Annotated in this window: 25 protein-coding genes; 21 read left to right on the forward strand and 4 right to left on the reverse strand. The window is 38.4% G+C overall.

The features are described from left to right. The first annotated feature begins 113 nt into the window (after positions 1-113). The 8 genes from sppA (at position 114) to AC1VNJ_RS00550 (ending at position 7,411) form a co-directional block, all read left to right on the forward strand. Positions 114-1,124 (forward strand): signal peptide peptidase SppA, encoded by a 1,011-nt coding sequence (gene sppA / locus AC1VNJ_RS00515; protein WP_482640235.1) that lies wholly within the window; start codon positions 114-116, stop codon positions 1,122-1,124. A gap of 10 nt (positions 1,125-1,134) precedes the next feature. Beyond that, positions 1,135-1,638 (forward strand): RDD family protein, encoded by a 504-nt coding sequence (locus AC1VNJ_RS00520; RefSeq protein WP_033579607.1) that lies wholly within the window; start codon positions 1,135-1,137, stop codon positions 1,636-1,638. Between the two features lie 320 nt (positions 1,639-1,958). Continuing rightward, the gene (locus AC1VNJ_RS00525) at positions 1,959-2,657 is read left to right on the forward strand and encodes a DUF2953 domain-containing protein (protein WP_028411799.1); all 699 of its coding nucleotides are present in this window, start codon (positions 1,959-1,961) and stop codon (positions 2,655-2,657) included. A gap of 13 nt (positions 2,658-2,670) precedes the next feature. Continuing rightward, on the forward strand, positions 2,671-3,138 hold the full coding sequence (ytfJ, locus tag AC1VNJ_RS00530; RefSeq protein ID WP_028411798.1) for a GerW family sporulation protein: 468 nt from the start codon (positions 2,671-2,673) through the stop codon (positions 3,136-3,138). A 138-nt stretch (positions 3,139-3,276) separates the two neighbouring features. Then, on the forward strand, positions 3,277-3,810 hold the full coding sequence (tpx, locus tag AC1VNJ_RS00535) for a thiol peroxidase (protein ID WP_045291207.1): 534 nt from the start codon (positions 3,277-3,279) through the stop codon (positions 3,808-3,810). 147 nt (positions 3,811-3,957) lie between these two features. After that, positions 3,958-4,950 (forward strand): class I SAM-dependent methyltransferase, encoded by a 993-nt coding sequence (locus AC1VNJ_RS00540; protein ID WP_033579609.1) that lies wholly within the window; start codon positions 3,958-3,960, stop codon positions 4,948-4,950. Between the two features lie 196 nt (positions 4,951-5,146). Then, complete coding sequence (locus AC1VNJ_RS00545) at positions 5,147-6,337, forward strand: acetate kinase (RefSeq protein ID WP_013059468.1); 1,191 nt, start codon at positions 5,147-5,149, stop codon at positions 6,335-6,337. A gap of 231 nt (positions 6,338-6,568) precedes the next feature. Further along, the gene (locus tag AC1VNJ_RS00550) at positions 6,569-7,411 is read left to right on the forward strand and encodes an EcsC family protein (RefSeq protein ID WP_028411795.1); all 843 of its coding nucleotides are present in this window, start codon (positions 6,569-6,571) and stop codon (positions 7,409-7,411) included. 25 nt (positions 7,412-7,436) lie between these two features. On the opposite strand, the gene AC1VNJ_RS00555 is transcribed toward AC1VNJ_RS00550, so the two are convergent. Further along, positions 7,437-7,751: a hypothetical protein gene (locus tag AC1VNJ_RS00555; RefSeq protein WP_028411794.1), complete on the reverse strand. Its 315-nt coding sequence runs from the start codon at positions 7,749-7,751 to the stop codon at positions 7,437-7,439. 314 nt (positions 7,752-8,065) lie between these two features. Here AC1VNJ_RS00555 and AC1VNJ_RS00560 point away from each other — a divergent pair, with 314 nt between their 5' ends. The 7 genes from AC1VNJ_RS00560 (at position 8,066) to AC1VNJ_RS00590 (ending at position 14,917) form a co-directional block, all read left to right on the forward strand. Continuing rightward, a complete protein-coding gene (locus AC1VNJ_RS00560; protein ID WP_033579611.1) occupies positions 8,066-9,274 on the forward strand; it encodes an argininosuccinate synthase in 1,209 nt (402 codons plus the stop codon). Then, a complete protein-coding gene (argH, locus tag AC1VNJ_RS00565; protein ID WP_482640236.1) occupies positions 9,271-10,659 on the forward strand; it encodes an argininosuccinate lyase in 1,389 nt (462 codons plus the stop codon). Before AC1VNJ_RS00560 ends, argH begins: the two co-directional genes overlap by 4 nt. A gap of 164 nt (positions 10,660-10,823) precedes the next feature. Continuing rightward, entirely contained in the window at positions 10,824-10,991 is a 168-nt protein-coding gene (locus AC1VNJ_RS00570) for a hypothetical protein (protein ID WP_013059463.1), read from the forward strand. 150 nt (positions 10,992-11,141) lie between these two features. Continuing rightward, on the forward strand, positions 11,142-12,263 hold the full coding sequence (gene ald / locus AC1VNJ_RS00575) for an alanine dehydrogenase (protein WP_014458028.1): 1,122 nt from the start codon (positions 11,142-11,144) through the stop codon (positions 12,261-12,263). A 113-nt stretch (positions 12,264-12,376) separates the two neighbouring features. Next, entirely contained in the window at positions 12,377-13,054 is a 678-nt protein-coding gene (locus AC1VNJ_RS00580; RefSeq protein ID WP_034271489.1) for a metal-dependent hydrolase, read from the forward strand. 228 nt (positions 13,055-13,282) lie between these two features. Beyond that, positions 13,283-13,519: a hypothetical protein gene (locus tag AC1VNJ_RS00585; protein WP_033579613.1), complete on the forward strand. Its 237-nt coding sequence runs from the start codon at positions 13,283-13,285 to the stop codon at positions 13,517-13,519. 81 nt (positions 13,520-13,600) lie between these two features. Then, complete coding sequence (locus AC1VNJ_RS00590) at positions 13,601-14,917, forward strand: CBS domain-containing protein (RefSeq protein WP_028411790.1); 1,317 nt, start codon at positions 13,601-13,603, stop codon at positions 14,915-14,917. A gap of 271 nt (positions 14,918-15,188) precedes the next feature. On the opposite strand, the gene AC1VNJ_RS00595 is transcribed toward AC1VNJ_RS00590, so the two are convergent. After that, positions 15,189-15,485 carry a YtpI family protein gene (locus tag AC1VNJ_RS00595; RefSeq protein ID WP_028411789.1) on the reverse strand — a complete coding sequence of 99 codons (297 nt, stop codon included), beginning with the start codon at positions 15,483-15,485 and terminating at the stop codon, positions 15,189-15,191. Between the two features lie 251 nt (positions 15,486-15,736). Between AC1VNJ_RS00595 and AC1VNJ_RS00600 the strand changes: the two genes are divergently transcribed. Beyond that, complete coding sequence (locus AC1VNJ_RS00600) at positions 15,737-16,675, forward strand: DHH family phosphoesterase (protein WP_033579614.1); 939 nt, start codon at positions 15,737-15,739, stop codon at positions 16,673-16,675. A 38-nt stretch (positions 16,676-16,713) separates the two neighbouring features. Here AC1VNJ_RS00600 and ytrI read toward each other — a convergent pair whose 3' ends face one another. Together ytrI and ytrH are read right to left on the reverse strand one after the other, a co-directional pair. After that, the gene (gene ytrI, locus AC1VNJ_RS00605) at positions 16,714-17,232 is read right to left on the reverse strand and encodes a sporulation membrane protein YtrI (protein ID WP_014458035.1); all 519 of its coding nucleotides are present in this window, start codon (positions 17,230-17,232) and stop codon (positions 16,714-16,716) included. Further along, positions 17,229-17,564: a sporulation membrane protein YtrH gene (gene ytrH / locus AC1VNJ_RS00610; protein ID WP_013059455.1), complete on the reverse strand. Its 336-nt coding sequence runs from the start codon at positions 17,562-17,564 to the stop codon at positions 17,229-17,231. Before ytrH ends, ytrI begins: the two co-directional genes overlap by 4 nt. A gap of 141 nt (positions 17,565-17,705) precedes the next feature. Here ytrH and dnaE point away from each other — a divergent pair, with 141 nt between their 5' ends. From dnaE to accA, 5 genes are all read left to right on the forward strand, one after another. Beyond that, the gene (gene dnaE / locus AC1VNJ_RS00615) at positions 17,706-21,056 is read left to right on the forward strand and encodes a DNA polymerase III subunit alpha (RefSeq protein WP_482640237.1); all 3,351 of its coding nucleotides are present in this window, start codon (positions 17,706-17,708) and stop codon (positions 21,054-21,056) included. Positions 21,057-21,257: 201 nt separating this feature from the next. After that, complete coding sequence (ystJ, locus tag AC1VNJ_RS00620; RefSeq protein ID WP_028411786.1) at positions 21,258-22,487, forward strand: NADP-dependent malic enzyme; 1,230 nt, start codon at positions 21,258-21,260, stop codon at positions 22,485-22,487. A gap of 79 nt (positions 22,488-22,566) precedes the next feature. Beyond that, positions 22,567-23,169, forward strand: coding sequence for a FadR/GntR family transcriptional regulator (locus AC1VNJ_RS00625; RefSeq protein ID WP_047749768.1), 603 nt, complete (start codon positions 22,567-22,569; stop codon positions 23,167-23,169). Between the two features lie 226 nt (positions 23,170-23,395). Then, on the forward strand, positions 23,396-24,277 hold the full coding sequence (accD, locus tag AC1VNJ_RS00630; protein WP_028411784.1) for an acetyl-CoA carboxylase, carboxyltransferase subunit beta: 882 nt from the start codon (positions 23,396-23,398) through the stop codon (positions 24,275-24,277). Beyond that, positions 24,271-25,248, forward strand: coding sequence for an acetyl-CoA carboxylase carboxyl transferase subunit alpha (gene accA / locus AC1VNJ_RS00635; protein ID WP_047749772.1), 978 nt, complete (start codon positions 24,271-24,273; stop codon positions 25,246-25,248). Before accD ends, accA begins: the two co-directional genes overlap by 7 nt. Positions 25,249-25,699: the final 451 nt, after the last annotated feature.

Here is a 25,699-nt window from a genome sequence, read left to right on the forward strand (position 1 = left end):
TTAGCGATAAAGTAAACTTTTTAAAAAAAGTTTGTTACAATAATTATAGCATTATTGCTTTAAAAATTAAAAGAATAATCTTTTAATTCTGACACCTAAAAAGGAGGATTTTCATGAACAAAAAAAGGTGGATTGCTCTTTTGATTGCGGCCTGCTTATTCATTTTCTCTGCGATTGTTAATGTTGGTTTTTCAGTCAAAGAAGAAAAAGATGACGGTCTGGCAGGCATATTTGGAGGAGACGACAGTGAACTATCAGAAACAGTTATCGAAAAAGGGAATGCAGCTAAGAAAATTGCAGTACTAGAGGTCAATGGAACGATTCAAGATACAGGAAGCGGTTCCTCTCCGCTTATGTCTCAAAATGGTTATAACCACCAAGCATTTTTAAAGCAGCTAGAGGCTGCAAAAAATGATAAGGCAGTTAAAGGAGTCATTATTAAGGTGAATTCACCGGGCGGGGGCGTCGTTGAAAGTGCTGAAATACATAAAAAAATTGAAGAGCTGAAGAAAGACACGAAAAAGCCAGTTTATATTTCAATGGGATCAATGGCTGCTTCAGGAGGCTATTACATTTCAACAGCTGCTACTAAAATCTATGCAATCCCTGACACTTTAACAGGTTCACTAGGTGTAATTATGCAAAACGTTAACTATGGCAAGCTGGCGGATAAACTAGGAGTAGAATCTGTTGTTATTAAAAGCGGGGCTCATAAAGATATTATGTCTCCAACAAGAGAAATGACCGGAGAAGAAAAAGAAATTATGCAAACACTTGTAGACAACTCGTATGATGGTTTCGTCAATGTTATCTCTGAAGGACGTCACCTTTCTAAAGAAAAAGTGCGTTCTATTGCAGATGGACGAGTGTACGATGGACGTCAGGCTAAAGAGCTGAAGCTGGTCGATCAACTAGGCTATTTTGAAGATACGGTAAAAGGAATGGAGAAAGATTACAAGTTAAAAGGTGCACAAGTAATTCAATACAATCAAGGATTCGGACTGCCTTCTTGGCTTTCAATGAGCATGCAAAAAGTAATTGGTGGAGATGAACAAGTTACCGCAATGTTAAAAACATTTGCGCAGCCAAGCTCTCCGCGCTTGATGTATTTATATGCAGAATAGAGGTGGGAACATGGAAAATCAATCTCATTCAACCGAATCAAACGACACTATAAAACATGAGCCAGCGGTAAGTGCTCCAATAGGTAGTGAATTCCATTATGCAGGCTTTTGGATGCGCTTTTGGGCATATCTTTTGGATCTAGCTGTAGTAGCTAGCTTGAACTCCCTGCTGATCAAACCCATTTTCCATTTAGCAGATATTCCTCAAGGGGATGGATTTTTTTCTCCCTATACGATTGTGACGGTGATTATCTTTTATGGTTATTTTGTTTTAATGACCAAGTATTTTGGACAAACGCTTGGAAAGATGGTGTTTGGGCTTAAAGTAGTATCACTGAAAGACTCCACTTTAACTTGGCCTGTTGTGCTGTTTCGTGAAGGAATTGGACGTTATATTTCTAAAACAGTTTTTTTACTTGGCTATTTGTTAGTTGCTTTTTTACCTAAAAAGCAAGGAGCGCATGATTACTATGCAGATACAACCGTTATACATGAAGGTACAATAAGCAGATAATAAAAAGAGGCTGGGGCAAAAGTATTTAGACAAATTGAAAAACGAACCATTGATCAAGGTGTTTGATTAGTGGTTCGTTTTTTTGGTTATGGTAAACGTAGGTTTCATGTGTGTAGGTCTTTCTTGCAGTTGATTGGAGGGAAAGCGAAGCCTTGCACGGAAATCAACTGCGGTGTCGCAAGCGGTTAAGCTCATGTATACTATTTGTTCGTCTTTAAATTGGATTCATTTCGTTATGTCTCAACCTCTTTTTATTGTTTTCATAAGGTTTAATATTCTGTGTGTTGGAGATAATGTGAAGCTAAGAAGGAGTGAAGGATGTGCTATGGCTTTTATGGATATTGCTAGCACTTTTAATTGTTATTGTACTTATTGTATGGACAAAAATCACGCTATTTGTAGAGCTTCATCATGTCCGAGATAACGATTATTACAGAGTGAGACTCAGGGCTTGGTTTGGTCTTATTCGCTATACATATGAAATTCCGGTAGTGAAAGTAAAAAAAGATTCTCCTCGTTTGCTTGTTGAAAAGAAGAAAGGAATGGGTGATCAAGGAAAAGAAGACGAGAATTCATGGAGTGATTATTCTGTAGAAGACGGATTAAGCATGTTAGAAAATGCGAAGCAATTCCTTGAACAGGTAGTCGGTTTTCATAAAATTTTTCGTCGTTTCTTACAGAAAGTGACGGTAAGGGATATTAAATGGCACAGCCGTTTCGGCTTAGGTGATGCTGCGTTAACAGGCGTACTTACCGGGGCTGTATGGTCTGCAAAGGGGGGCATAGTTGGTATAATCAGCCGTTATATGAAACTAAAAGATATGCCTGTAATGAGCGTTACCCCTGTATTTCAACATCTTTGGTCAGAAACGGTATTTGAGTGCATAATTTCTTTTCGAGTTGGTCAAGCTATTCTAGTAGGTTTACGGACCTTGAGATACTGGCGGCATACGTCCAAAAAGCGTCGCAAAAGATGGAAGTCGTCAAATAAGAACAAGACACACTCTGTGAAAACATAAGGAGGTTATCTTAATGGCAGAACATCCAATTAAAAGTTTAATGTCGACAGCTATGGAAAATTTAAAGGAAATGATTGATGTTAATACAATCATTGGTGATCCCGTAGAAACACCTGATGGCAGCGTTATTTTAACTGTCTCAAAAGTAGGTTTTGGCTTTGCAGCGGGCGGAAGCGAGTTTGGAGTAGAAGGGCATGCGCCATCTTCTCCAGGGCAGCATCAGCAAGAATCAGGTCATCCATTTGGCGGAGGTAGCGGTGGCGGTGTATCAATTACGCCAATTGCCTTTTTAATTGTGAGTGGAAGCGGAATTAAAATGCTTCACCTTAATGAAAGTACACATTTATATGAAAAGATTTTAGATACAGCACCTCAAGCAATTGAACGCGTGCAGCAAATGTTCAAGCGAAATAACCATCAGCAGGATCATCATAATCAACAAAATCAGCATCATGACGGTGCAAATGATTTTAATTTGTAGGGATAAAATAAAGCTTTGCTTGCTTCTTTGAACGATAAAAGAAGCAAGCAAAGCCTTTTTTTATTGGGCATGTTTTCTAGCATATAGCGTTATAGTATGTATGTCATTTAATTGCAATATAGAGACAGACAAGCTAATATGAACAGTGTACATACTTATTTAAAGGAGGAATTATTCGTGACTAAATTTAAAGGTAACGATGTAACATTATTAGGAAATCAAGTAAAGGTTGGAGACAAGGCGCCAAACTTTACCGTTTTAGCAAATGATTTATCAGAAGTAACGCTTGACAGTACAAAGGGTTCTGTTCGCCTAATCAGTGTAGTTCCTTCTATTGATACTGGAGTTTGTGATGCGCAAACTCGCCGCTTCAACGAAGAAGCAGCTAAATTAGATAACGTAAAAGTATTAACAGTGAGCGTAGATTTACCGTTTGCTCAAAAGCGCTGGTGTGGTGCTAATGGCATTGATAATGTTCAAACATTATCTGACCACCGCGACTTATCTTTCGGCGAAGCATATGGTGTAGCTATTCAAGAATTACGCTTATTGGCTCGTTCAATCTTTGTAGTAGACTCAAATGACAACGTAACGTATGTTGAGTACTTACCAGAAGTAACTGAGCATCCGAACTACGAAGCAGCAATCGAAGCAGCTAAAGCAGCTAAGTAAGATTGTCTATGGCGTTCGGCAGAAGGCGGAAAACAATGTTTTTCGCCTTCTTTGTGTTTTAAGAAGCTTTTATGATAAAATATGATGTTCCAAATAGGACGTTTACTCATTTATATAGATATCATTTCATTACACAGGAGGCAGAATATGAGTCAATTAGCTAGTATGGAAAAGCTATTTGGTGTAATTGATCAAACAGCTATTATTTTAAGAAAAGAACTAAACTGCGTATATTTAGAAGCAGTAGCTGAAACGGGAGAAAACTTGTTTCAAGGAACTATTTTGCAAGAAGAGCTAGATGAGGTAACCAAAAAACGTTTAAAAAAAGAATACGATTCAATCACGCTTGATCATTTTGAAAAAGAAACGATTCGAAAAGCATATCAGCTAGCTATTTTAAAAGGGATGAAAGAAGCAGTTCAGCCTAACCACCAAATGACCCCTGATGCTGTAGGACTATTTGTTAGCTACTTAGTTGGAAAATTCATGGCAGGAAAAGATAAGTATACGCTTTTAGATCCAGCAGTAGGAGCTGGAAACTTATTAACAACCATTTTAAATACACACGCTGCGTCAATTGAACATGTATACGGTGTAGATGTGGATGATTTATTACTTCAATTGACATATGTAAATGCAAACTTACAGAAGCACGGCGTTCAATTATTTAATCAAGACAGCTTACAGCCGCTTTTTATTGATCCTGTTGATTTAGTTGTCTGTGACCTGCCGGTTGGTTATTATCCAAACGATGAAGGGGCAAAAGACTATAAAGTAAGAGCTGAAGAAGGTCATACCTATGCTCATCACTTATTCATTGAACAAAGCTTGCGCCATGTAAAAGACGGAGGATACGTAGTAGCTCTTATTCCAAATAACTTGTTCGAATCTGAACAGTCTCATTTATTACAGCCGCTGCTAAAAGAGGAAGCAATCGTTCAAGGAATCGTTCAGCTGCCGCTTTCAATGTTCAAACAAGAGCAGGCTGCTAAGAGTATTATCATTCTTCAAAAGCAAGGAGAAGGGGTAACGGCACCTGAGAACGCGCTGCTTGTGAATTTGCCGAAGTTCAGTAATCGAGAAGCAATGAGTGATATTATGGCTCAAATGGACCAATGGTTTCGCGTTAATAAAAAGTAAGTCTTTTTCGAAAATAATGAATATTTGCCGGTAGCGTTTTCATGATGTATAGCTCTTGAAATCTATTGTCGTGAATGATTAAATGAATAAGGATAGAAATCGTGTCGAAATGCATAGAATATTGTAGAGATTACACTTTTATGTTCTGTTCGTTATGTTTATGATGCACGTATAATAAAGAAGGAGCTGTTTTTTTATGTCAAAAATCATGGCAATCAACGCCGGCAGTTCTTCACTTAAGTTTCAATTATTTGAAATGCCAAGTGAGACGGTATTAACAAAAGGTTTAGTAGAACGAATTGGTTTAGATAACGCTGTTTTCACGATCTCGGTAAATGGTGAAAAACAAACGGATATTACAGAAATCCCTGACCATGCTGTTGCAGTTAAAATTTTAGTTGAAAAGTTACTTTCTCAAAACATCATTCAATCATACGATGAAATCACTGGTGTAGGTCACCGTGTCGTACACGGCGGAGAGAAATTTGCTGACTCTGTTTTAATCACAGATGAAACACTAGCGGAAATTGAAGCTTTATCTGATTTAGCACCGCTTCACAACCCAGCAAACATTGTGGGAATTAAAGCGTTCCAAGATATTCTTCCAAATGTTCCAGCTGTAGCAGTCTTCGATACAGCATTCCATCAAACAATGCCAGAAAAATCATTCTTGTACAGCTTACCGTACGAGTACTATGAAAAGTATGGCGTTCGTAAATACGGTTTCCACGGCACATCTCATAAATATGTTTCTGAGCGTGCAGCTGAGCTTCTTGGACGCCCAATTGAACAATTACGCTTAATCTCTTGTCACTTAGGTAACGGTGCAAGTATCGCTGCAATTGAAGGCGGAAAGTCAATTGATACATCAATGGGCTTCACACCATTAGCTGGTGTAGCAATGGGAACTCGTTCAGGTAACATTGACCCTGCATTAATTCCATTTATTATGGAGAAAACAGGAAAAACTGCTGACGAAGTATTAAATGTATTAAATAAAGAAAGTGGTCTTTTAGGTGTATCTGGTATTTCTAGTGACCTACGCGATCTAATCAAAGCAAGCGCTGAAGGCAATGAACGCGCTGAAACAGCACTTGAAGTATTTGCTAGCCGTATTCATAAATATATCGGTTCTTATGCTGCTCGTATGTCTGGTGTAGATGCAATCATCTTCACAGCAGGTATTGGAGAAAACAGTGATGTTGTACGTGCTCGCGTTCTTCGTGGTTTAGAGTTCATGGGCGTTTATTGGGATCCAGCTTTAAATAGTGTACAAGGAGAAGAAGCATTTATTAGCTACCCTCATTCTCCAGTTAAAGTTATGGTTATTCCTACAGACGAAGAAGTTATGATTGCACGTGACGTTACTCGTTTAGCGAATATTTAAGTTCATAAAGTGCCTCTTCAATGCATGAATTCTCATAAATTGTCAGGCAAACTAACGAAAAGCTGATTTCCTTGTTAGGAAATCAGCTTTTTTATATAGCGTAAGGAGCTGACGGTTGAAAGAAGGTTTACAACGTATAGAAGAAAGAAATAATATAGGAAGCAAAATGTAACGGATGCATTATTTGTTATAATAAAAATAAAACTACTTATTTCTTGAAAGGGTGACATGATGATATTAACGAATCGCGAAGAACAGCTTTTAGAAGAAATCTATAAATGGGAAGAGAGCTTACAGAGCGTAGAAGCAACTGAGATGGAGTTATTGTACGAAGAATGGTTAGAAAAAGGGCTTAACTTAATTCCTGCTTCTGTTCGTGAGACCTATTTACATAAAATTGATGAGGGACTCTTTCAGTTAACTGCATTAATTCAAGGTACGGAAATGCAAACTCAAGCGACAAAACGAATTATTGAAACCGCCCGTGTATTCAAAGAAGATATCACAGATCTGTCAGAAATGAATTCCCTTCAAGTAGATCAGCTTTCTTATATATGCGAACAGCAAATGGCCAAGCTGCGGTTGTATGCGCTGAGTCAAGGAGCACTTTCAGGAACCGGCCAATCGCTGCTAGTCGGTATTGATATACCCGCTGTTTTATGCATGAATATTCAAGCGGTGCAACAGGCAGCAATGAGCTACGGCTATCATATCCAGACTCCTTCAGAGCTTATGCTAACGCTAAAAGTTTTTCATGCAGCAACGTTACCTAGACACCTTCAGGCTGAGGGGTGGCATCAATTAAAGAGTGAGCTAAGCCAAGAATTTGACCCGTATTTTTATGAAGGTGTTGATCAAATTGTAGATAAGACGTGGCTGCAAAAAATCGTTGTGCAAATTGGAAAAACGCTAGCTATATTTGCTGCGAAGCGAAAAGTTTATAATCGTTTGCCAATTGTGAGTATGATGGTTGGCGGAGGGATGAATTATCGAATGGCCAAACAAGTGACAGATTATGCGAAGCGCTTTTACCAATACCGTTATTTGCTGGATAAGAAAAACGAGTCTCATTAATTTTTCATGAGACTCGTTTTTTTGTCTATCCGTGAACTTTTTTTGATATTTCCTCATTTGTTCGATACCAAATCCACAAATCATTAATAATAGAAGCAAGTTCTCCTATCTCGCTATTTAATTCACAGGAGCGGATAAAATTAGTCTCATCTTCTAACGCCGCTTGTTTTTGATTAATCCTCTTTTCTACAGATTGAATTTTGTCTGGAATTTGCCCTCGAATGGATTCCCATGTTAGGAGGATATCCTGCTGAACTTTTTCAGAATAGAATGTCCATTCTCTTTCAAGAGCAGGAATTTTTATACCGAGTCTGTTGTCATAAGTAAAAAAGCGCTCCATTTTTTCACCTCTTCCCTTCCATTTTATACAATGACAAAAGCCAGAGCTACTTTAAGTGAAAAATAAATCATTTATACTTGATTTATGCATATAAATATACAATGCATTTAAGGCAGGAATATTCATTCACGTCTATTTTTACAGTATTTTAAAAGATTTTATCCTATTAAATTAAAAAAAACGTGAATTTATATACTTTTTTTTGAATAACTATTGAAAGTAGATTAAAAAGTTGTTAAAGTAATAGTAGATTAAATGAATAAAAATTAAAACGGTTGTATTAATATATATATAATTTGTAGGAGGAATAGATGATGAGTAATCCAAAAGTTGTTTTAGCATATTCCGGAGGTTTAGATACATCAGTTGCAATTAAATGGTTACAAGAAAAAGGGTACGATGTGGTAGCTTGCTGTTTAGACGTAGGCGAAGGAAAAGATTTAAAATTCGTTAAAGAAAAAGCCTTAACAGTTGGAGCGGTATCGTCATATGTGATTGATGCAAAAGAAGAATATGCTAATACATTTGCATTAGCAGCACTTCAAGCACACACGTTATATGAAGGAAAATATCCATTAGTATCTGCACTATCTAGACCGCTAATCGCTAAAAAGCTTGTAGAAGTAGCAGAACAAGAAAATGCAGTAGCTGTCGCACATGGATGTACGGGAAAAGGAAATGACCAAGTGCGTTTCGAAGTATCAATTAAAGCATTAAATCCACACTTAGAAGTTTTAGCTCCTGTTCGTGACTGGAAATGGTCTCGTGAAGAAGAAATCGAGTATGCAAAAGAAAAGAATATTCCAATTCCAATTAACTTAGACAGCCCATTTTCAATTGACCAAAACTTATGGGGAAGAAGTAACGAGTGCGGCGTTCTTGAAGATCCTTGGGCAGCTCCACCTGAAGAAGCATATGACCTAACGGCTTCTCTTGAAAATACTCCGGACACAGCCGATGTAGTAGAAATTGAATTCGTTGAAGGTGTTCCAGTAGCATTGAATGGTCAATCTTATACGCTAGCTCAGTTAATTCTAGAATTGAATGAAATTGCAGGTAAGCACGGAGTGGGACGTATTGATCATGTAGAAAACCGTCTTGTGGGAATCAAATCACGTGAAGTATATGAGTGTCCAGCTGCTATGACATTAATCAAAGCACACAAAGAGCTTGAAGATTTAACATTAGTGAAAGAAGTCGCGCACTTCAAACCAGTGATTGAGAAAAAATTAACAGAAGTTATCTATGAGGGTTTATGGTTCTCTCCATTAACAAATTCCCTGCTTGCATTCCTAAAGGATACGCAGCAATATGTGAACGGAACAGTGAGAGTAAAACTATTTAAAGGGCATGCTATCGTAGAGGGACGTAAATCTCCTAATTCTTTATACAATGAAAAACTTGCAACATATACAAAAGAAGATGAATTTGATCACAATGCAGCAGTTGGTTTTATCTCATTATGGGGTCTTCCAACACAAGTGAGTAGCATGGTAAATCAAAAGAAGGTGACAACGGTATGACCAAACTTTGGGGAGGGCGTTTTACGAAACGCCCTGAACAATGGATTGACGAGTTCGGTGCGTCCATTTCATTTGATCAGTATCTTGTAGAAGAAGATATTGAAGGCAGTTTAGCACATGTAACAATGCTTGAGAAATGCAGCATTCTTTCTGGAGATGAAGCGTCACAAATTAAAAAAGGCCTTCAAACACTGCTTGAAAAAGCTAAGAAGAAAGAATTAACATTTTCTGCTCAATATGAAGATATTCATTTGAATTTAGAAAAGCTATTAATTGATGAAATTGGTCCGGTTGGAGGTAAGCTTCATACGGGTCGAAGCCGTAATGATCAAGTTGCTACAGATATGCACTTATATTTAAAAAAGCATGTTCAGCAAATTGTAGGACTGATCGAAAATCTAGAAGATGTGCTGCTTACAAAAGCAGATCAGCATGTCGAAACTATTTTTCCAGGCTACACACATTTACAGCGCGCGCAGCCGGTTTCTTTTGCTCATCATCTAATGGCTTATGTTTCAATGTTTAAGCGTGATGCTGAGCGTTATGCGGAATCACTAAAGCGTATTGATTTATCTCCTTTAGGAGCAGGAGCTTTAGCTGGTACGACATTTCCAATTGATCGTCATTACAGCGCGGAGCTTCTAGGCTTTAATGGAATTTATCAAAACAGTATGGATGCTGTCAGCGACCGTGACTTTATTTTAGAGTTTTTAAGCAACAGTTCTATTTTAATGATGCATTTATCTCGTTTTTGTGAAGAGTTAATTTTATGGTCTAGTCAAGAGTTTCAATTTATTGAAATGGATGATACGTATGCAACTGGCAGCAGTATTATGCCTCAAAAGAAAAATCCTGATATGGCAGAGTTAATTCGTGGTAAAACAGGACGAGTATATGGTCATTTATTTAGCTTGTTGACTGTGTTAAAAGGCACGCCTTTAACATACAATAAAGACTTGCAAGAAGATAAAGAAGGCATGTTCGATACGGTTACAACGATTGAAGGCTGCTTAACAATCTTTGCTGGCATGATTGAAACAATGACAGTAAAAACAAATGTTATGGAAAAAGCTACGAAACAAGATTTTTCAAATGCAACGGAGTTAGCTGACTATCTTGCTGCAAAAGGTATGCCGTTTCGTGAAGCACATGAAGTGGTTGGGAAACTAGTTCTCGTTTGTATTCAGAAAAATATCTACCTAATGGATTTGCCGCTCGAGCAATATAAAGAAGCGTCAGATTTATTTGAGGAAGACATCTACCATGTATTAAGTCCAAAAACAGCTGTTAATCGCCGCAATAGCGCGGGAGGAACAGGGTTTGAACAAGTGAAAAAAGCAATTCAGCTAGCTAAAGATGAATTGCATGAAAAAGCTTCAATATAAAACAGTTTTCAAAACGTCCGCAGAAAATTCTGCGGGCGTTTTTTGATGTGAGATAAATGGTATAACTAGAGCAATTAAGAAGAAAATAGAAAAGATCATGTAAGGGATTATGAAATAAAGTTCACATTCGTAAAGAAAATAGAGTGAAAAAGGAGAAGTGACATATGAAAGACAAAAAACATCCGCAGCATGTATATGAATATGATTTTGAAGGAGAAAAAGAGACATCAAGACAGCTAATGGATTCTTATTCAAGCGGCGTTATTGGCGATGCTATGGCTTCTGTAGTTGAAAATCCAGAAGCACAGAGTGATAACGAACTATATGAATAACTACATGCATATACTGTATATAGACTAAGAAAAGCAGGATTATGCTGAGCTCTATCGAAAGGTAACGTCATAGTAAATCCGGTTTTCTAAAGGATTTGGTGTGGCGTTCTTTTTTCAGTTAATCACTGATATAAGAAAAGAGGGATAAAGGTGAAAATTGGAGTGCCGAAAGAAGTAAAAAATAATGAAAATCGCGTGGCTATTACTCCAGCTGGTGTTACAGCTTTAGTTAACGGTGGGCATGATGTATATATTGAAACACAGGCAGGAGAAGGCTCTGGATTCCATGATGAAGATTACACAAATGCAGGAGCTTCTATTGTAAATACTGCAAAAGAAGCATGGGATGCTGAAATGGTTATGAAAGTAAAAGAACCGATTTCAGAAGAATACGGATATTTTCGTGAAGGACTTATTTTGTTTACGTATTTACATTTGGCAGCTGAAGAAGCGTTAACGAAAGCATTGATTGATAAAAAGGTAGTGGGTATCGCTTATGAAACGGTACAGCTTCCAAATAAAAGCTTGCCTCTGTTAACGCCGATGAGCGAAGTTGCAGGAAGAATGTCTTCTCAAATTGGAGCTCAATTTTTAGAAAAAACCAAAGGTGGCAAAGGGATTTTGTTAAGTGGAGTGCCAGGCGTACAAAGAGGAAAAGTAACAATTATTGGAGGAGGAGTAGCGGGAACCAACGCTGCTAAAATTGCGGTCGGATTAGGGGCTGATGTCACAATAATTGATTTAAACGCTGATCGCCTTCGCCAGCTGGATGATTTGTTTGGTAAAGAAGTGACAACATTAATGTCAAATCACTACAATATCGCACAATCTGTAAAAGAGTCAGATTTAGTGATAGGAGCGGTTCTCATACCGGGAGCTAAAGCGCCAAAGCTTGTCACCGAGGAAATGGTTCAAACGATGTCAAAAGGGTCAGTTGTGGTTGATATTGCCATTGACCAAGGCGGAATTTTTGAAACAACTGATCGTATTACTACTCACGATAACCCGACTTACTCGAAGCATGAGGTCTTGCATTATGCTGTTGCTAATATGCCAGGGGCTGTTCCCCGCACGTCGACCTTAGCGCTGACCAACGTAACGGTTCCTTATGCTCTGCAAATAGCAAATCAGGGATATAAAAAAGCGTGCTTAAAAAACCCTTCCCTTCTTCAAGGCATCAACACCCTAAATGGGTTTGTCACTTACGCGGCTGTTGCAGATGCACACGGTCTAACTTACGCTGATGCAACAACTTTATTAGAGCAAGCATAATAAGGCATGTTTTTGCGCAGTTTGTGATATGATAGCCGCGTATTCACTTGTTTTGTAACCAAAACAGACGGGTAGAATATAGAAAAGGTTAGTGTAAAAGGAGAGAATATATGATGCACGTTTCTTATCATGGACATTCTGTTGTTAAAATTGAAACAAAAGGAAAAACAATTTTAATTGACCCGTTTATCACTGGAAATGAATTAACAGATTTAAATGCTGAAGATGTAAAAGCAGATGTGATTTTACTGACTCATGGCCATAATGATCATGTAGGCGACACGGTGGAAATTGCTAAGCGCAGCGGTGCACTTGTTGTGGCAGTAGCAGAATTAGCTACATATCTTAGCTGGCAAGGCTTAAACGTACATCCAATGAGCATAGGCGGAGCCTATACATTTGATTTTGGTACGGTAAAATTGACACAAGCTTTCCACGGTTCAAGTTATACAGAAAATAATGAGAAAATTATTTATACAGGAATGCCGGCTGGTTTGCTTTTAACGATTGAAGGAAAGACAATTTATCATGCTGGAGATACGGCTTTATTTTCTGATTTAAAGTTAATTGGTCGCCATGAGCCTGACGTAGCATTTCTTCCAATTGGAGATAACTTTACAATGGGACCTGAAGATGCGGCTATCGCAGCGGAATGGGTGCAGGCAAAGCTTGTTGTGCCAATTCACTACAATACATTTCCTGTAATTAAGCAAGATCCTCATCAATTTGTTGAGTCTTTATCTGGTATTGAAGGAAAAGTATTAAAAGTTGGAGAAGGATTGGATCTTTAATCATAGAGGATGGGACAAAACGATTTCAGTTAAAGTTAAAAAAGAACGAGTAATCGATAATATCGATCACTCGTTCTTTTTTTATTGTTAAGGTGAACGTAGGTTTCACATTTGTTCATCTTTAGATTGAATCGATGCAGTTATGTCTTAATCTCTTTTTATTTGCAAAGAAACGTTCTGCTTTTTTTACTTTCCCGCATACGATAGTAATAATAAGGAGGGAGAGTTATGGAAAAAAATCGAGTTATTTTATCGCTTTTACTATGCGGAGTGATGCTTTACTATGCAATGCCGCACTTAGTGTTAACAACTGCGAGTTTGCAAGGGATTTTTAGTATAAGCTGGCTTACCTTTGCTCTTTTTGTAGCCGGAGGCAATTTGTCATCACTACTTTATGCACCGCGCCGTAAAAAGACAGGTATTCAAAAAAATAGTGCGAGAAAGCCTTTGCGTCAAAGAGGTTAGATTGAATCCATTTCACTTCCCCCGTATAATAAAAGAAAAGACATATGAAACGTAAAAACGTTTTAGAAGGGTGAAGTACACGTGGCGACAAAACATGAGCAAATTTTACAGTATATCGATTCGCTTCCAATTGGTGAAAAAATTTCAGTGCGCCAAATTGCCAAAGAACTGACTGTCAGTGAAGGCACGGCGTACCGAGCAATAAAAGATGCGGAAAATAAAGGATATGTTTCAACGATTGAACGAGTAGGGACTATTCGAATTGAACGAAAGAAGAAAGAAAACATTGAAAAGCTCACGTTTGCCGAAGTAGTAAACATTGTAGATGGACAAGTGCTGGGCGGACGTGAAGGTTTGCATAAAACGTTAAATAAGTTTGTTATTGGAGCGATGAAGCTTGATGCTATGATGAGGTATACCGAGGCCGGAAACCTTCTTATCGTAGGGAATCGAGTAAACGCTCATGAATTAGCCCTTGAAGCAGGCGCAGCCGTTTTAATTACGGGCGGCTTTGATACGGAAGAATGGGTTAAGAAGCTTGCGGATGATCTTAAGCTTCCTATTATTTCAACGAGCTATGATACATTTACAGTTGCAACGATGATTAATCGGGCTATCTATGATCAGTTGATAAAAAAAGAAATTGTGCTTGTAGAGGATATTTTAACACCCGTCTCTGAAGCGGTTAGCTTGCAGTTAACCGATACGATTGAAAAATGGCACGAATGTAACGATCAAACGCACCACAGTCGTTTTCCTGTAGTAGATCAGCATATGAAAGTTCATGGTATGGTTACCTCAAAAGATGTTATTGGATATGATCTTTCCACTTCGATTGAAAAAGTGATGACGAAAAATCCGATGACCGTTCACGGGAAAACATCGGTCGCTTCTTCCGCTCATATGATGGTATGGGAAGGGATTGAAGTGCTGCCTGTAGTGGACGATTACCATCGACTAGAAGGCATTATCAGCCGTCAAGATGTCTTAAAAGCGCTGCAAATGATTCAGCGTCAACCACAGGTAGGAGAAACCATTGATGACATTGTAACGAATCAATTTATGGACGTACAAGAGACAAAGGAAGCACCTGTCTATCGCTGTGAAGTAACGCCACAAATGACAAATTATATGGGAACTATTTCATACGGAGTTTTTACTACTATTGTGACGGAAGCTGCTAATCGTGTTCTGCGCTTATATAAAAAAGGTGATTTGGTTATTGAAAACATTACCGTTTATTTTATTAAACCGGTTCAAATTGAAAGTGTAATTGAAATTCGCCCTAAGCTATTAGAACTGGGTCGGAAGTTTGCTAAATTAGATGTAGAAGTCTACAACGCCGGAGTTGTAGTAGGAAAAGCGATGATGATGGCTCAGTTATTGGACAGAGTATAAAAAAAGAAGCTGGGACAAAAGTATGTTAGACGAAGTGAAAAACGAACCATTTATCAACCATGTTGATGAGTGGTTCGTTTTTTTTTGTTAGGGTAAACGTAGGTTTCACCTGTTTAGATTCTTCTAGCCGTTGGTTGGAGGGCAAGACGAAGACTCCAGCGGAAAGCGAAGTCTTGCACGGAAATCAACGGCGGTGTCTCAAGCGGTTCAGCTCATGTCTCCCATTTGTTCGTCTTTAGATTGGATTCCTCTCGTTATGCCTCAGCCTTTTTTACATTTGATCTGCTTCTTTTATTGCATAAGGCTGATAGTACTTATAAGCTTTGACACCTGCTATTATGCTACCTGAACCGAATAATACAAATAATATGCCGATGATAAGCGAAAGGTTTGTTTCGTAAATAAACCATTGATTGATCCCAAAAAATAATACAAAAGAGCCAAGACAAATACTCGACTTAGCGGAAATCCACTTTCGTTCCATTGGGCGTTTTGAACGTACGTATTTTACTTTTAAATACATGTAGAAAACAAAGGACACAACGATTAAAATCATAAAAAATGGCACAGACGCCCCTCCAGTCCGGTGTATTTCTATCCGTAATGTTTCTAGATGCTAGTAATGCGTAGTGTTGAAAGTGTTTACAGTAGTATCTATTATTTTACAGGTCAATAACAGAAAATTCTACTATTGATTGATTCTTCTTTTAAAAAGGAGAAGAGATATGATTTAATAAAGATTATGGATACAGCGCTGTGGAAATATAAGTGCATGTGGTACGTACATAAAACAAGAACAGTATTGACAGGAGAGAGAAAATGAAAGCACAAATATTAGAAGCTATTAAGCAGTTTGACACCATCATTATTCACAGGCACATTCGTCCAGATCCAGATGCATACGGATCTCAGTGCGGATTAGCGGAATTGTTAAAAACATCTTTTCCGGAGAAGAAGGTATACGTAACGGGAGAAGAAGCGGAGTCGTTAAAATTTTTATACCGTATGGATGATATCGCCGATGACACCTATGAAGATGCGCTTGTCATCGTTTGTGATACGGCGAATGAAGCGCGTGTATCAGATCAGCGCTACGCAAGTGGAAAAATGATCATTAAAATCGATCACCATCCGAATCAAACTCCTTACGGTGATTTACTTTGGGTTGAGACGTCTGCTTCTTCAACAAGTGAAATGATTTATGAATTTTACTTGGAAGGAAAAGAAAAGGGGTTAGCTCTTAATGATGAAGGAGCAAAGTTAATTTTCACTGGTATTGTCGGTGATACGGGCCGATTTTTATTTCCAAATACAAAGCCGAAAACGTTTTGCTATGCAAGTGAATTGATTCAATATGGCTTCAATTTTAAGGATGTATATGATCAGCTATACAAAACAAAAGAAAACGTCGCTCACTTACATGGATATGTGCTGCAAAACTTCACGATGTCTCCAGCGGGAGTTGCTCACATGAAAATTCCGAATGAAATTCTTCGCAAATATGATGTGACACCTGCTGATGCCTCTCAGCTAGTCGGCTCGTTAGGACAAATTGATGGAGTGAAAACGTGGGTATTTTTTGTAGAAGAAGAAAATCAGATTCGGGTCCGCCTGCGTTCAAAAGAGCTTGTGATTAATACAATTGCTAGAAAATACAACGGAGGAGGCCATCCTCTTGCGTCCGGCGCTTCCATTGACTCATGGGAAGAAGTAGAGCCTTTACTACTTGATTTAGAAGAGCTCTGCAGTCAGGAGTAATCTGTAAAATAAGCCGTTGATTTTAAATCAGCGGCTTTTTATAGTACTTTTTCCATCTTTTTAATTCGAACTTCAATCGAAAGCGTTGTATAAAAATAAATTTGATGAACTTCAACTTCATAAATCGTTTTATCGAATTCGTATTTTTTGTTTTCAATTGCTTTTTTTAAGATATCCCTGCTTCGATACGCACTTTCAATATCTTGGGCAATTAAGTGCTGAGCTTCTTCGTCGACGCTTTTTTGAATATTGTATTCCACCACAGAGTTTACTTTATAACGATGGCCGTTCACTAATTTTACTTTCACATTTTGAATAATCAAATGCTGCTTCATTTCCTTGTTTAATGCTTTTACATCTTCTTGCCATGCGCTAATTTGCAAATTTGCTTTTTTTAGCTTATCATTAGCAATTCGAATCTCCTCTAGCTCTCTATCTCTTGAAACGCCGTAAATTGTTAAAAACACTCCCCAGCTGACAATTGCTCCAATGACAATACCGGCGAAAAAACGCTGCCAGTCGGAGCGCTTGAACATTCGCTCGCTGGGTACTCTCATACAAAGTGCTCCTGCGTTAACCACTTGATGATCAGAGCCCCGGTCTGAGCTCCTCCCATAGCGGATAGAATTAAAAGAATTTGTTTGAATACATCTTTTGTCGCTCCTTCAAAGAGTCCTCGCTCAAAGCTGTAAAACGTATCAAATGTTCCTCCGATGGCTCCGACAATTGCCCAGATTTTTAAGCTATTGCTGAGGGTATGCATAACGTACAGGGGAGATTTTCCAATTAAGAACCCCGCAAATGCTCCGATTAATGAACCGCCTAAAATAATACCTAATGAAGTAAAGTAACTCCAAATGAAAAGAGACATAAAAGGCTCTTTTGTCATGACGCGTCCTCCTTTACTATTTTATTGATAACTCATGCTTCCTACATATATATGGACAAACGTTCAGAGTTATGTAATTTGTCTACGCCCGCAACAAAATTTATAATGAGAATAAAGAATTAAAGAAAGGTGGGAAGTCCTGTGCCTTTTGTTCACTTACAGCTTCAAAGTTCTTATAGCTTACTAAGCAGTTCCGTTCGTATTCATGAACTTGTAGAAACAGCTAAAAAAATGAACTATGAAGCGATTGCTTTGACCGATGAAAATGTAATGTACGGAGTCATTCCTTTTTATAAAGCCTGCGTGAAAGCGGGGATTAAGCCGATTATTGGGCTTACACTATCAATTTTGGAACATGAAGAAAGCGAGCAAGCGTATCCTTTAGTTTTGCTAGCAGAAAATGATAAAGGCTATGAAAATCTATTAAAACTAAGCAGTTTAGTTCAAACAAAGGAAAAACACGGTGTAAAGAAAAAATGGCTCCAGCATTATAGCAGCGGGCTGATTGCTATTACACCTGGCGTAAGGGGAGAAGTAGAAACTCTGCTAGCAGAAAACAAACTTCAAGATGCAAAGCGAGTGCTTCAATTCTTTAAAAAAGTATATTCTCAGTCTTTGTATATATCTATACAGCGCCACGGACAGGATGAAGCTTTGATAAATCAGCAGTTAACGGAGCTTGCTGCTGAAGAAAATGTCCCGCTCGTAGCAACGAATCAAGTGAAATATTTAAAAAAAGAAGATCGGGACGCATATGATTGCTTAGCGGCTATTCGAGACGGAGAGAAATTACATAGCGGTGAACAGGTGCAAGAAGAAAGCAGCGAGTACTATTTCAAATCACCTCATGAAATGGAAGTTCTCTTTCATGATCAGCATTTTTTAATAGAAGAAAGTATAAAAATCGCAAGACGATGCGAGCTTAAAATTTCTCTAGGCGTCATGTCTATTCCAAAATACCCTGTTCCTCCGTCCGTTACATCATCAACCTACTTACGCACTCTTTGCGAGAAAGGACTGCAAGAAAGAGTTCAAGTGATCACGGAACAATACCAGAAACGCTTAGATTATGAGCTGAACATTATTGAAAGTATGCGCTTTAGCGATTACTTCCTTATCGTGTGGGATTTTATGAATTATGCTCATGAACATGGTATTTTAACAGGTCCAGGTCGTGGCTCAGCGGCGGGCTCACTAGTTTCATACGCCTTACGAATTACAAATGTTGATCCAATTCAGCATCAGCTTCTCTTTGAGCGCTTTTTAAATCCTGAACGTATTTCGATGCCTGATATTGATATCGATTTTCCTGATAATAAACGGGATCAAGTCATTCAGTATGTGGCTCAAAAATATGGAGCGCTGCATGTAGCTCAAATTATTACATTTGGAACATTAGCGGCTAAAGCAGCCGTACGTGATGTAGGAAGAGTGATGGGATTTGATCAAGAGGCGTTAAACAAAATGTCCAAAGCGATTCCAACTAAACCAGGTACAACGTTAAAAAGTGCCCTTCGTGATTCAAGAGTTCTTCAAGACTATTTATCTGAAAATGAAGCCAGAAAACAATGGTATAACATTGCGATGAAGATAGAAGGACTGCCAAGGCATACTTCCACACACGCAGCAGGCGTTGTGATCAGTGAGAAGCCGCTGACGCAATCTATAGCTGTACAAGAAGGACATGATGATGTATATCTGACTCAATATCCAATGGAAGCTCTGCAAGACGTTGGGCTTTTGAAAATGGACTTTTTAGGTTTGCGTAACTTAACCATTTTAGATCACATTTTAAAGAAAATTGAGCGGGACATGAACCAAAAGCTGTCACTGTCTCGTATTCCATTTAACGATCAGAAAACTTTTGAACTGCTGAGCAAAGGAGATACGACAGGGATTTTTCAGCTAGAGTCAGATGGAATGAGAAGGGTTCTTCAGCAATTAAAACCTACAGAGCTAGAAGATATTGTAGCAGTTAACGCGCTGTATAGACCCGGTCCGATGGAAAATATTCCAACTTATATTAAGCGCAAGCACGGAGTGGAGAGCGTCATATATGACCATCCCACGCTTCAAGGCATTTTACAATCCACCCATGGCGTTATCGTGTATCAGGAGCAAATTATGCAGATTGCTTCAAAGATGGCCGGTTTTTCTCTTGGAGAAGCAGATTTATTGAGAAGAGCAGTTAGTAAAAAAGAACGATCCGTGCTTGATCGTGAACGAGCACATTTTGTTCAAGGAAGCGAGAAGAAAGGATATGACCTATCCGTTGCTAATCGGGTCTATGACCTTATTGTGCGCTTTGCTGATTATGGCTTCAACCGGAGCCATGCCGTTGCTTACAGTATGGTGGCCTATCAGTTAGCTTATTTAAAAACACATTATCCGCTACAGTTCTTTTCAGCGTTGTTAACGAGCGTTATTGGAAACGAAGGGAAAATTGCTCAATATATTAATGAACTCAAAAGAAAAAAAATACAAGTTCTCCCACCTTCTATTAACAAGAGCATGTATTCGTTTAATGTAGAAGGTGAAAGAATAAGATATAGCCTTGCAGCGATTAAACATATTGGTGCGGCAGCTATGCAGGAAATAACAGAAGAGAGAAAGAAAAAAAGATTTGAAGACTTATTTGATTTTTGTGCACGTGTTTCACCAAAAGCCGTGAATAAAAAAGCGCTTGAATCTTTGATTTTGTCCGGAGGCTTTGATGAATTTGGAGAAAATCGAGCAACTTTATTAGCAACCATTGATGTAGCATTTGAACATGCAAGCTTGGTGCTCCCTGATGATGACTTTGGATTTGGAGCTGAATTTTCGTTAAAGCCTAAATATATGGAAAAAGAGGAACTGAAAATAGAAGATCGGCTTCAGTATGAAAAAGATATGCTAGGTTTTTATTTATCAAGCCACCCTGCTTCTCAGTATGAAGCACTGAATTCCTTTTATTCTGTTGTTTCTCTTCACAATATGAAAGAACACGCTTCAGGAAAAGCGGTCTCTCTTTTAGTATTTGTGTTGGAAATTCGCGTCATTCGCACGAAAAAAGGAGAGCAAATGGCCTTTTTGCGCATTACGGATGAAAGTGGAGAAGGAGAAGTTGTTGCGTTTCCCCGCGTATTTGAGCAGAATCGTCTGCTGTTTGAACAAGGTAAGGTTTTACTGATACATGGAAAGATAGATGAAAGAAATGGGCAGCAGCAAATTGTTTGTCAACGTGCTGAAGCTGCTAGCGAAGCGGTTCAAAAATTACCGTCAGAAGAATTGTACTTACGTATAGAAACAAAGCAAGGTACGGAAAAGCTGCTTCACACTATTTATCAGCATTTTCAGTCTCATAGAGGGAAAATCCCCGTGAAAATTTATTATGAGGCAGAACGCCAATTGGTCAAGCTTCCTGTTCACTATTCTGTTGAGCGAAGCGATGAGTTGATCAAAACGTTAAAAGCAATGCTTGGAGAGAAGCACGTTGTGTTCAAGAAGATATAGTCTTTACAGATTTCATGTGATGTTATATGGTAAAATAGTTAAAAAAGTGGTCTGACCACCGTTTTTTTATAAAATATACGAATTAGATGCGTTTTTCTTGAAATGAAATGCAATTGGATTTATAACATCATATGAGTGTGGGAAAGAACATGGTTCAGGCGCAGTATTTGTTATCATTTTGTTTATTGGGAGTGAAATTCATTGTCTTTACGTGAAGAAGCATTGCATATGCACCGCATTAACAAAGGTAAACTAGAATCAAAGTCCAAAATTCCTGTTCGAAACGCAGAGGATTTAAGCCTTGCTTATTCCCCTGGTGTAGCAGAACCTTGCAAAGAAATATATGATGATGTAAACAATGTATATGAATATACGATGAAAGGAAATATGGTAGCTGTTGTATCTGATGGCACTGCCGTATTGGGCTTGGGCAATATAGGCCCTGAAGCTGCTCTGCCAGTAATGGAAGGGAAAGCTGTCCTTTTTAAAAGTTTTGCCGGCGTAGATGCATTCCCAATTTGTTTAAACACGACAGATGTGGACAAAATTATAGAAACTGTTAAATTGCTAGAACCAACTTTTGGAGGCGTTAATTTAGAAGATATTGCGGCTCCTAACTGTTTTGAAATTGAAGAGCGGTTGAAAAAGGAAACAAATATCCCGGTTTTTCATGATGATCAGCATGGGACGGCTATTGTTACGGTAGCGGGTCTTCTTAATGCCCTGAAGCTGACAGGAAGAAAAATGTCACAAATCAAAGTAGTAGCGAATGGAGCAGGAGCTGCTGGCATTGCTATTATTAAATTATTATACAGCTATGGAGTGCGCGATATTATTATGTGTGATTCCAAAGGAACGATTTATGACAAGCGTCCTCACGGCATGAACCGTATAAAAGATGAAGTTGCAGCCTATACAAATCGAAGCAAAGTAGAAGGTACGTTAGCCGATGCGTTAGAAGAAGCTGATGTATTTATTGGAGTTTCGGTTGAAGGAGCACTCACATCGGAAATGATTGGAAAGATGAATCCAGACCCAATCATTTTTGCAATGGCAAATCCAGTGCCTGAAATTATGCCAGAAGAAGCTAAAAAAGCTGGCGCGAAAGTAATCGGCACCGGACGTTCAGATTTTCCTAATCAAGTGAACAATGTCTTAGCGTTTCCGGGGATATTCCGAGGTGCACTGGATGTGCGTGCTACTCATATTAATGAAAAAATGAAAATGGCTGCAGTTGAGGCCATTGCTAATTTAATTACGGAAGAGGACTTGAATACAGACTATGTGATTCCAGGGCCATTTGATGCACGAGTGGCTCCGGCAGTAGCCGCAGCTGTTGCAAAAGCAGCTATGGAAACAGGCGTTGCCCGAATAAAAGTAAAGCCAGAAGCCGTAGCTGAAAATACACGCCGTTTAGCGATTATTGAATAAGGTTACATCAACTGTTCTTTGACAGGCATGATGCTTCAAGCATGCCTGTTAAAGTAATGTAAAGTGAGTGGTAATAAACTTGAAGAATGAACGTTCAAAAGTATATGTAGAAATTCTAAAACAAATTCGCCAGCTAATGGAAGATGATCGTTTAACTACGGGTGATAAAATCCCGTCAGAACGAGAGCTTTCTGAACGGTTAGGCGCAGGACGTTCTTCCGTTCGAGAAGCGCTCAGAGCGTTAGAGCTAATTGGATTGATTGAAACTAGAAGAGGTGAAGGTACGTTTATTAAAGAAGTGGGAGATCATCAATTTATTGATTTATTAGCTACTTTTTTAATACAAGACGGCAAAACAAAGTCAGACTTAATTCAGACGAGATATATTCTGGAAAAAAGCTGTTTGTTTTCTGTTTTAGCGGAACAGAACAAAATCAATGTTTCAAAAGTAATTCAAAAGCAGAATGACGATCGCTTAAAGAACTTGTTTGACTATTTGTTTTCTTTGCAGGCTAATCGGCTATTGCACCGAATTTGGCTGATTATTTGCCGTTTTTCTCAAACCTTTCAACAAAACTCAGCGCCAAGCGACACTCTTATAAATGAATTAGTAGAGGCGCTAGTTAAAAAAGATGAAGCAGCTGTATTAAATCTTCACCATCAGTGCTACAAACAAGTGTGAAAGAAGGAATTTGTCGAAAGAGACATGCCATCTTTCTACACAAAATCAAACCGTCATCTAGTAAAGTAAATAGCAACTAATAAAGTGAAGCGAATAATTCATCCAATTTTTTCTTATATGTCGCTTGTTTTTGCGTTTGAGACGGGCTTTCATAACGTGTAAAGTAGAAGAAGAGGAAGAAGAAAGGTTCTTATGTTAAAGAAAAGAACCAAAAGGAGGTTACACCTTGTTACGAGATTTATTTACAAAAAACACAAAAACTCCAAAAAAACGAAAATATGCTACGATTCCTTCTGAGCATATGAGACAAGATGTACCTGAAGGGATTATGACCAAGTGTAAAAAGTGTAAGAAAATCATGTATACAAAAGAGTTAAATAAAAACTTAAAAGTATGCTTAAACTGTGGATATCACCATCAAATGACAGCACCAGAGCGTATTGAAAGCTTGATTGACAGCGGTACGTTTGTTGAATACGACAAAGATATGACGTCAGAAAATCCTCTTGGATTCCCGGACTATCTTGAAAAGCTCGAAAAAGATCGTGAGAAAACTAATTTAAGTGAAGCGATTGTTACGGGTGAAGGAGATATTGAAGGAATTAAAGTAGTGGTTGCTGTTATGGATTCACACTTCCGTATGGGAAGCATGGGTTCTGTAGTAGGTGAGAAAATTACTCGCGCCATTGAAAAAGCAAAGGAAATGCATGTCCCATTCCTTATTTTTACAGCTTCAGGCGGTGCACGTATGCAAGAAGGTGTTCTGAGCTTGATGCAAATGGCTAAAACTAGCGCAGCCCTTAAAATGTTCAGTGACGAAGGCGGCTTAATCATTTCGATCATGACACATCCTACTACAGGAGGAGTGTCAGCAAGCTTTGCTTCGCTAGGCGATTATAATTTAGCCGAGCCGGGCGCGTTAATTGGCTTTGCTGGAAGACGTATTATTGAACAAACAATTAGAGAAGAGCTTCCAGAAGATTTTCAGACGTCTGAATTTCTGTTGAAGCATGGTCAATTAGATGGAGTTATTGACCGTCACGATTTAAAAGACACGTTAACAACTATTTTAGATATACACGTAGCAGGAGGTGACATCGAGTGGTAAGTGAATTAGAGTTTGAACGTCCAATTGTTGAGTTACGCGACAAGATTGCAGAACTGAAAGAGTTTGCTAAAAATACAGAAGTGGATTTATCTAGCGAAATTGATAAGTTGGAAAAGCGCTTAGAAAAAGTAGAAAACGATATTTACAATCATCTAAGCCCGTGGAACCGTGTTCAAATTGCTCGTCATCCTGAGCGTCCTACAACACTCGATTATATTACTCGCTTGTTTACAAACTTTTTAGAGTGTCATGGAGATCGCTTTTATGGAGATGATGAAGCAATCGTAGGAGGAATTGCCAAGTTTAATGGCGTGCCTGTTACCGTGATTGGACATCAGAGAGGTAAAGATACGAAAGAAAATATTCGTCGTAATTTTGGTATGCCTCATCCTGAAGGCTACCGTAAAGCACTGCGTCTAATGAAGCAAGCGGAGAAATTTAACCGCCCAATTATTTGCTTTATTGATACAAAAGGAGCTTATCCAGGAAAAGCGGCAGAAGAACGCGGACAAAGCGAAGCTATTGCGAAAAATCTTTTCGAAATGGCTGGCTTAACTGTACCTGTTATTTGTATTGTCATTGGAGAAGGAGGAAGCGGAGGAGCCTTGGCATTAGGTTTAGGAAATCACCTTCATATGCTTGAGAACTCGACGTACTCAGTTATTTCTCCAGAAGGAGCGGCTGCCATTCTTTGGAAAGATTCTTCTCTTGCGAAAAAAGCTGCTGAAACGATGAAGATTACAGCACCAGATTTGAAAGAACTGGGTATTGTAGATGAAATGGTTTCAGAGGTAAAAGGCGGAGCTCATCGAGATATCGATGCACAAGCTGGATACATGGAAAGCATTATTAAGAAGTCATTAAAAGAACTGATGAATTTATCAAAAGAAGAGCTAGTGGAAGAGCGTTATTTAAAATACAAAAAAATCGGACAATTTGCAGCTGAAAACGATGCCATTACTATAAAATAAAGAAACGTGCACTCTTGAAAAATAAGGGTGCGCGTTTTTGTGCGGTTTGTATAGCCCTTCTCTATTGTGTTTACAAGTTCTTCGTGGTATTTTATAGACAGCAAAAACCTTTAAGTAAAAGTAGAAAAAGAGTGTTTTTAAAAAAATTCCTATGGTTATTAGCAGCTGTGCGAGCGTTTGTCTTTTCTCTAAAACGTGAGATATATAAGACAAATCAGGCCGCAAGTATTGCTGTATGAATTGCAGGGAATAGTAAAACAAGAAGCAAACGATGAAGAAATTCATCGTTAAAGTGCTGTGTATTTGTTTGCTATTTGATTCAGCGCTATGTAGGTATTTCATAAGTTACACGTAAAGCAAGGTGAACAGGTTAAGGCAACAAAATATTTGTTCACAGCCTGCTTGTAAAAGGTTAGTAAAGGAAATAGCTGTTTGCTCTACCTAAAGAGTA

It is taken from the genome of Priestia sp. 3CA3 (assembly GCF_056836725.1).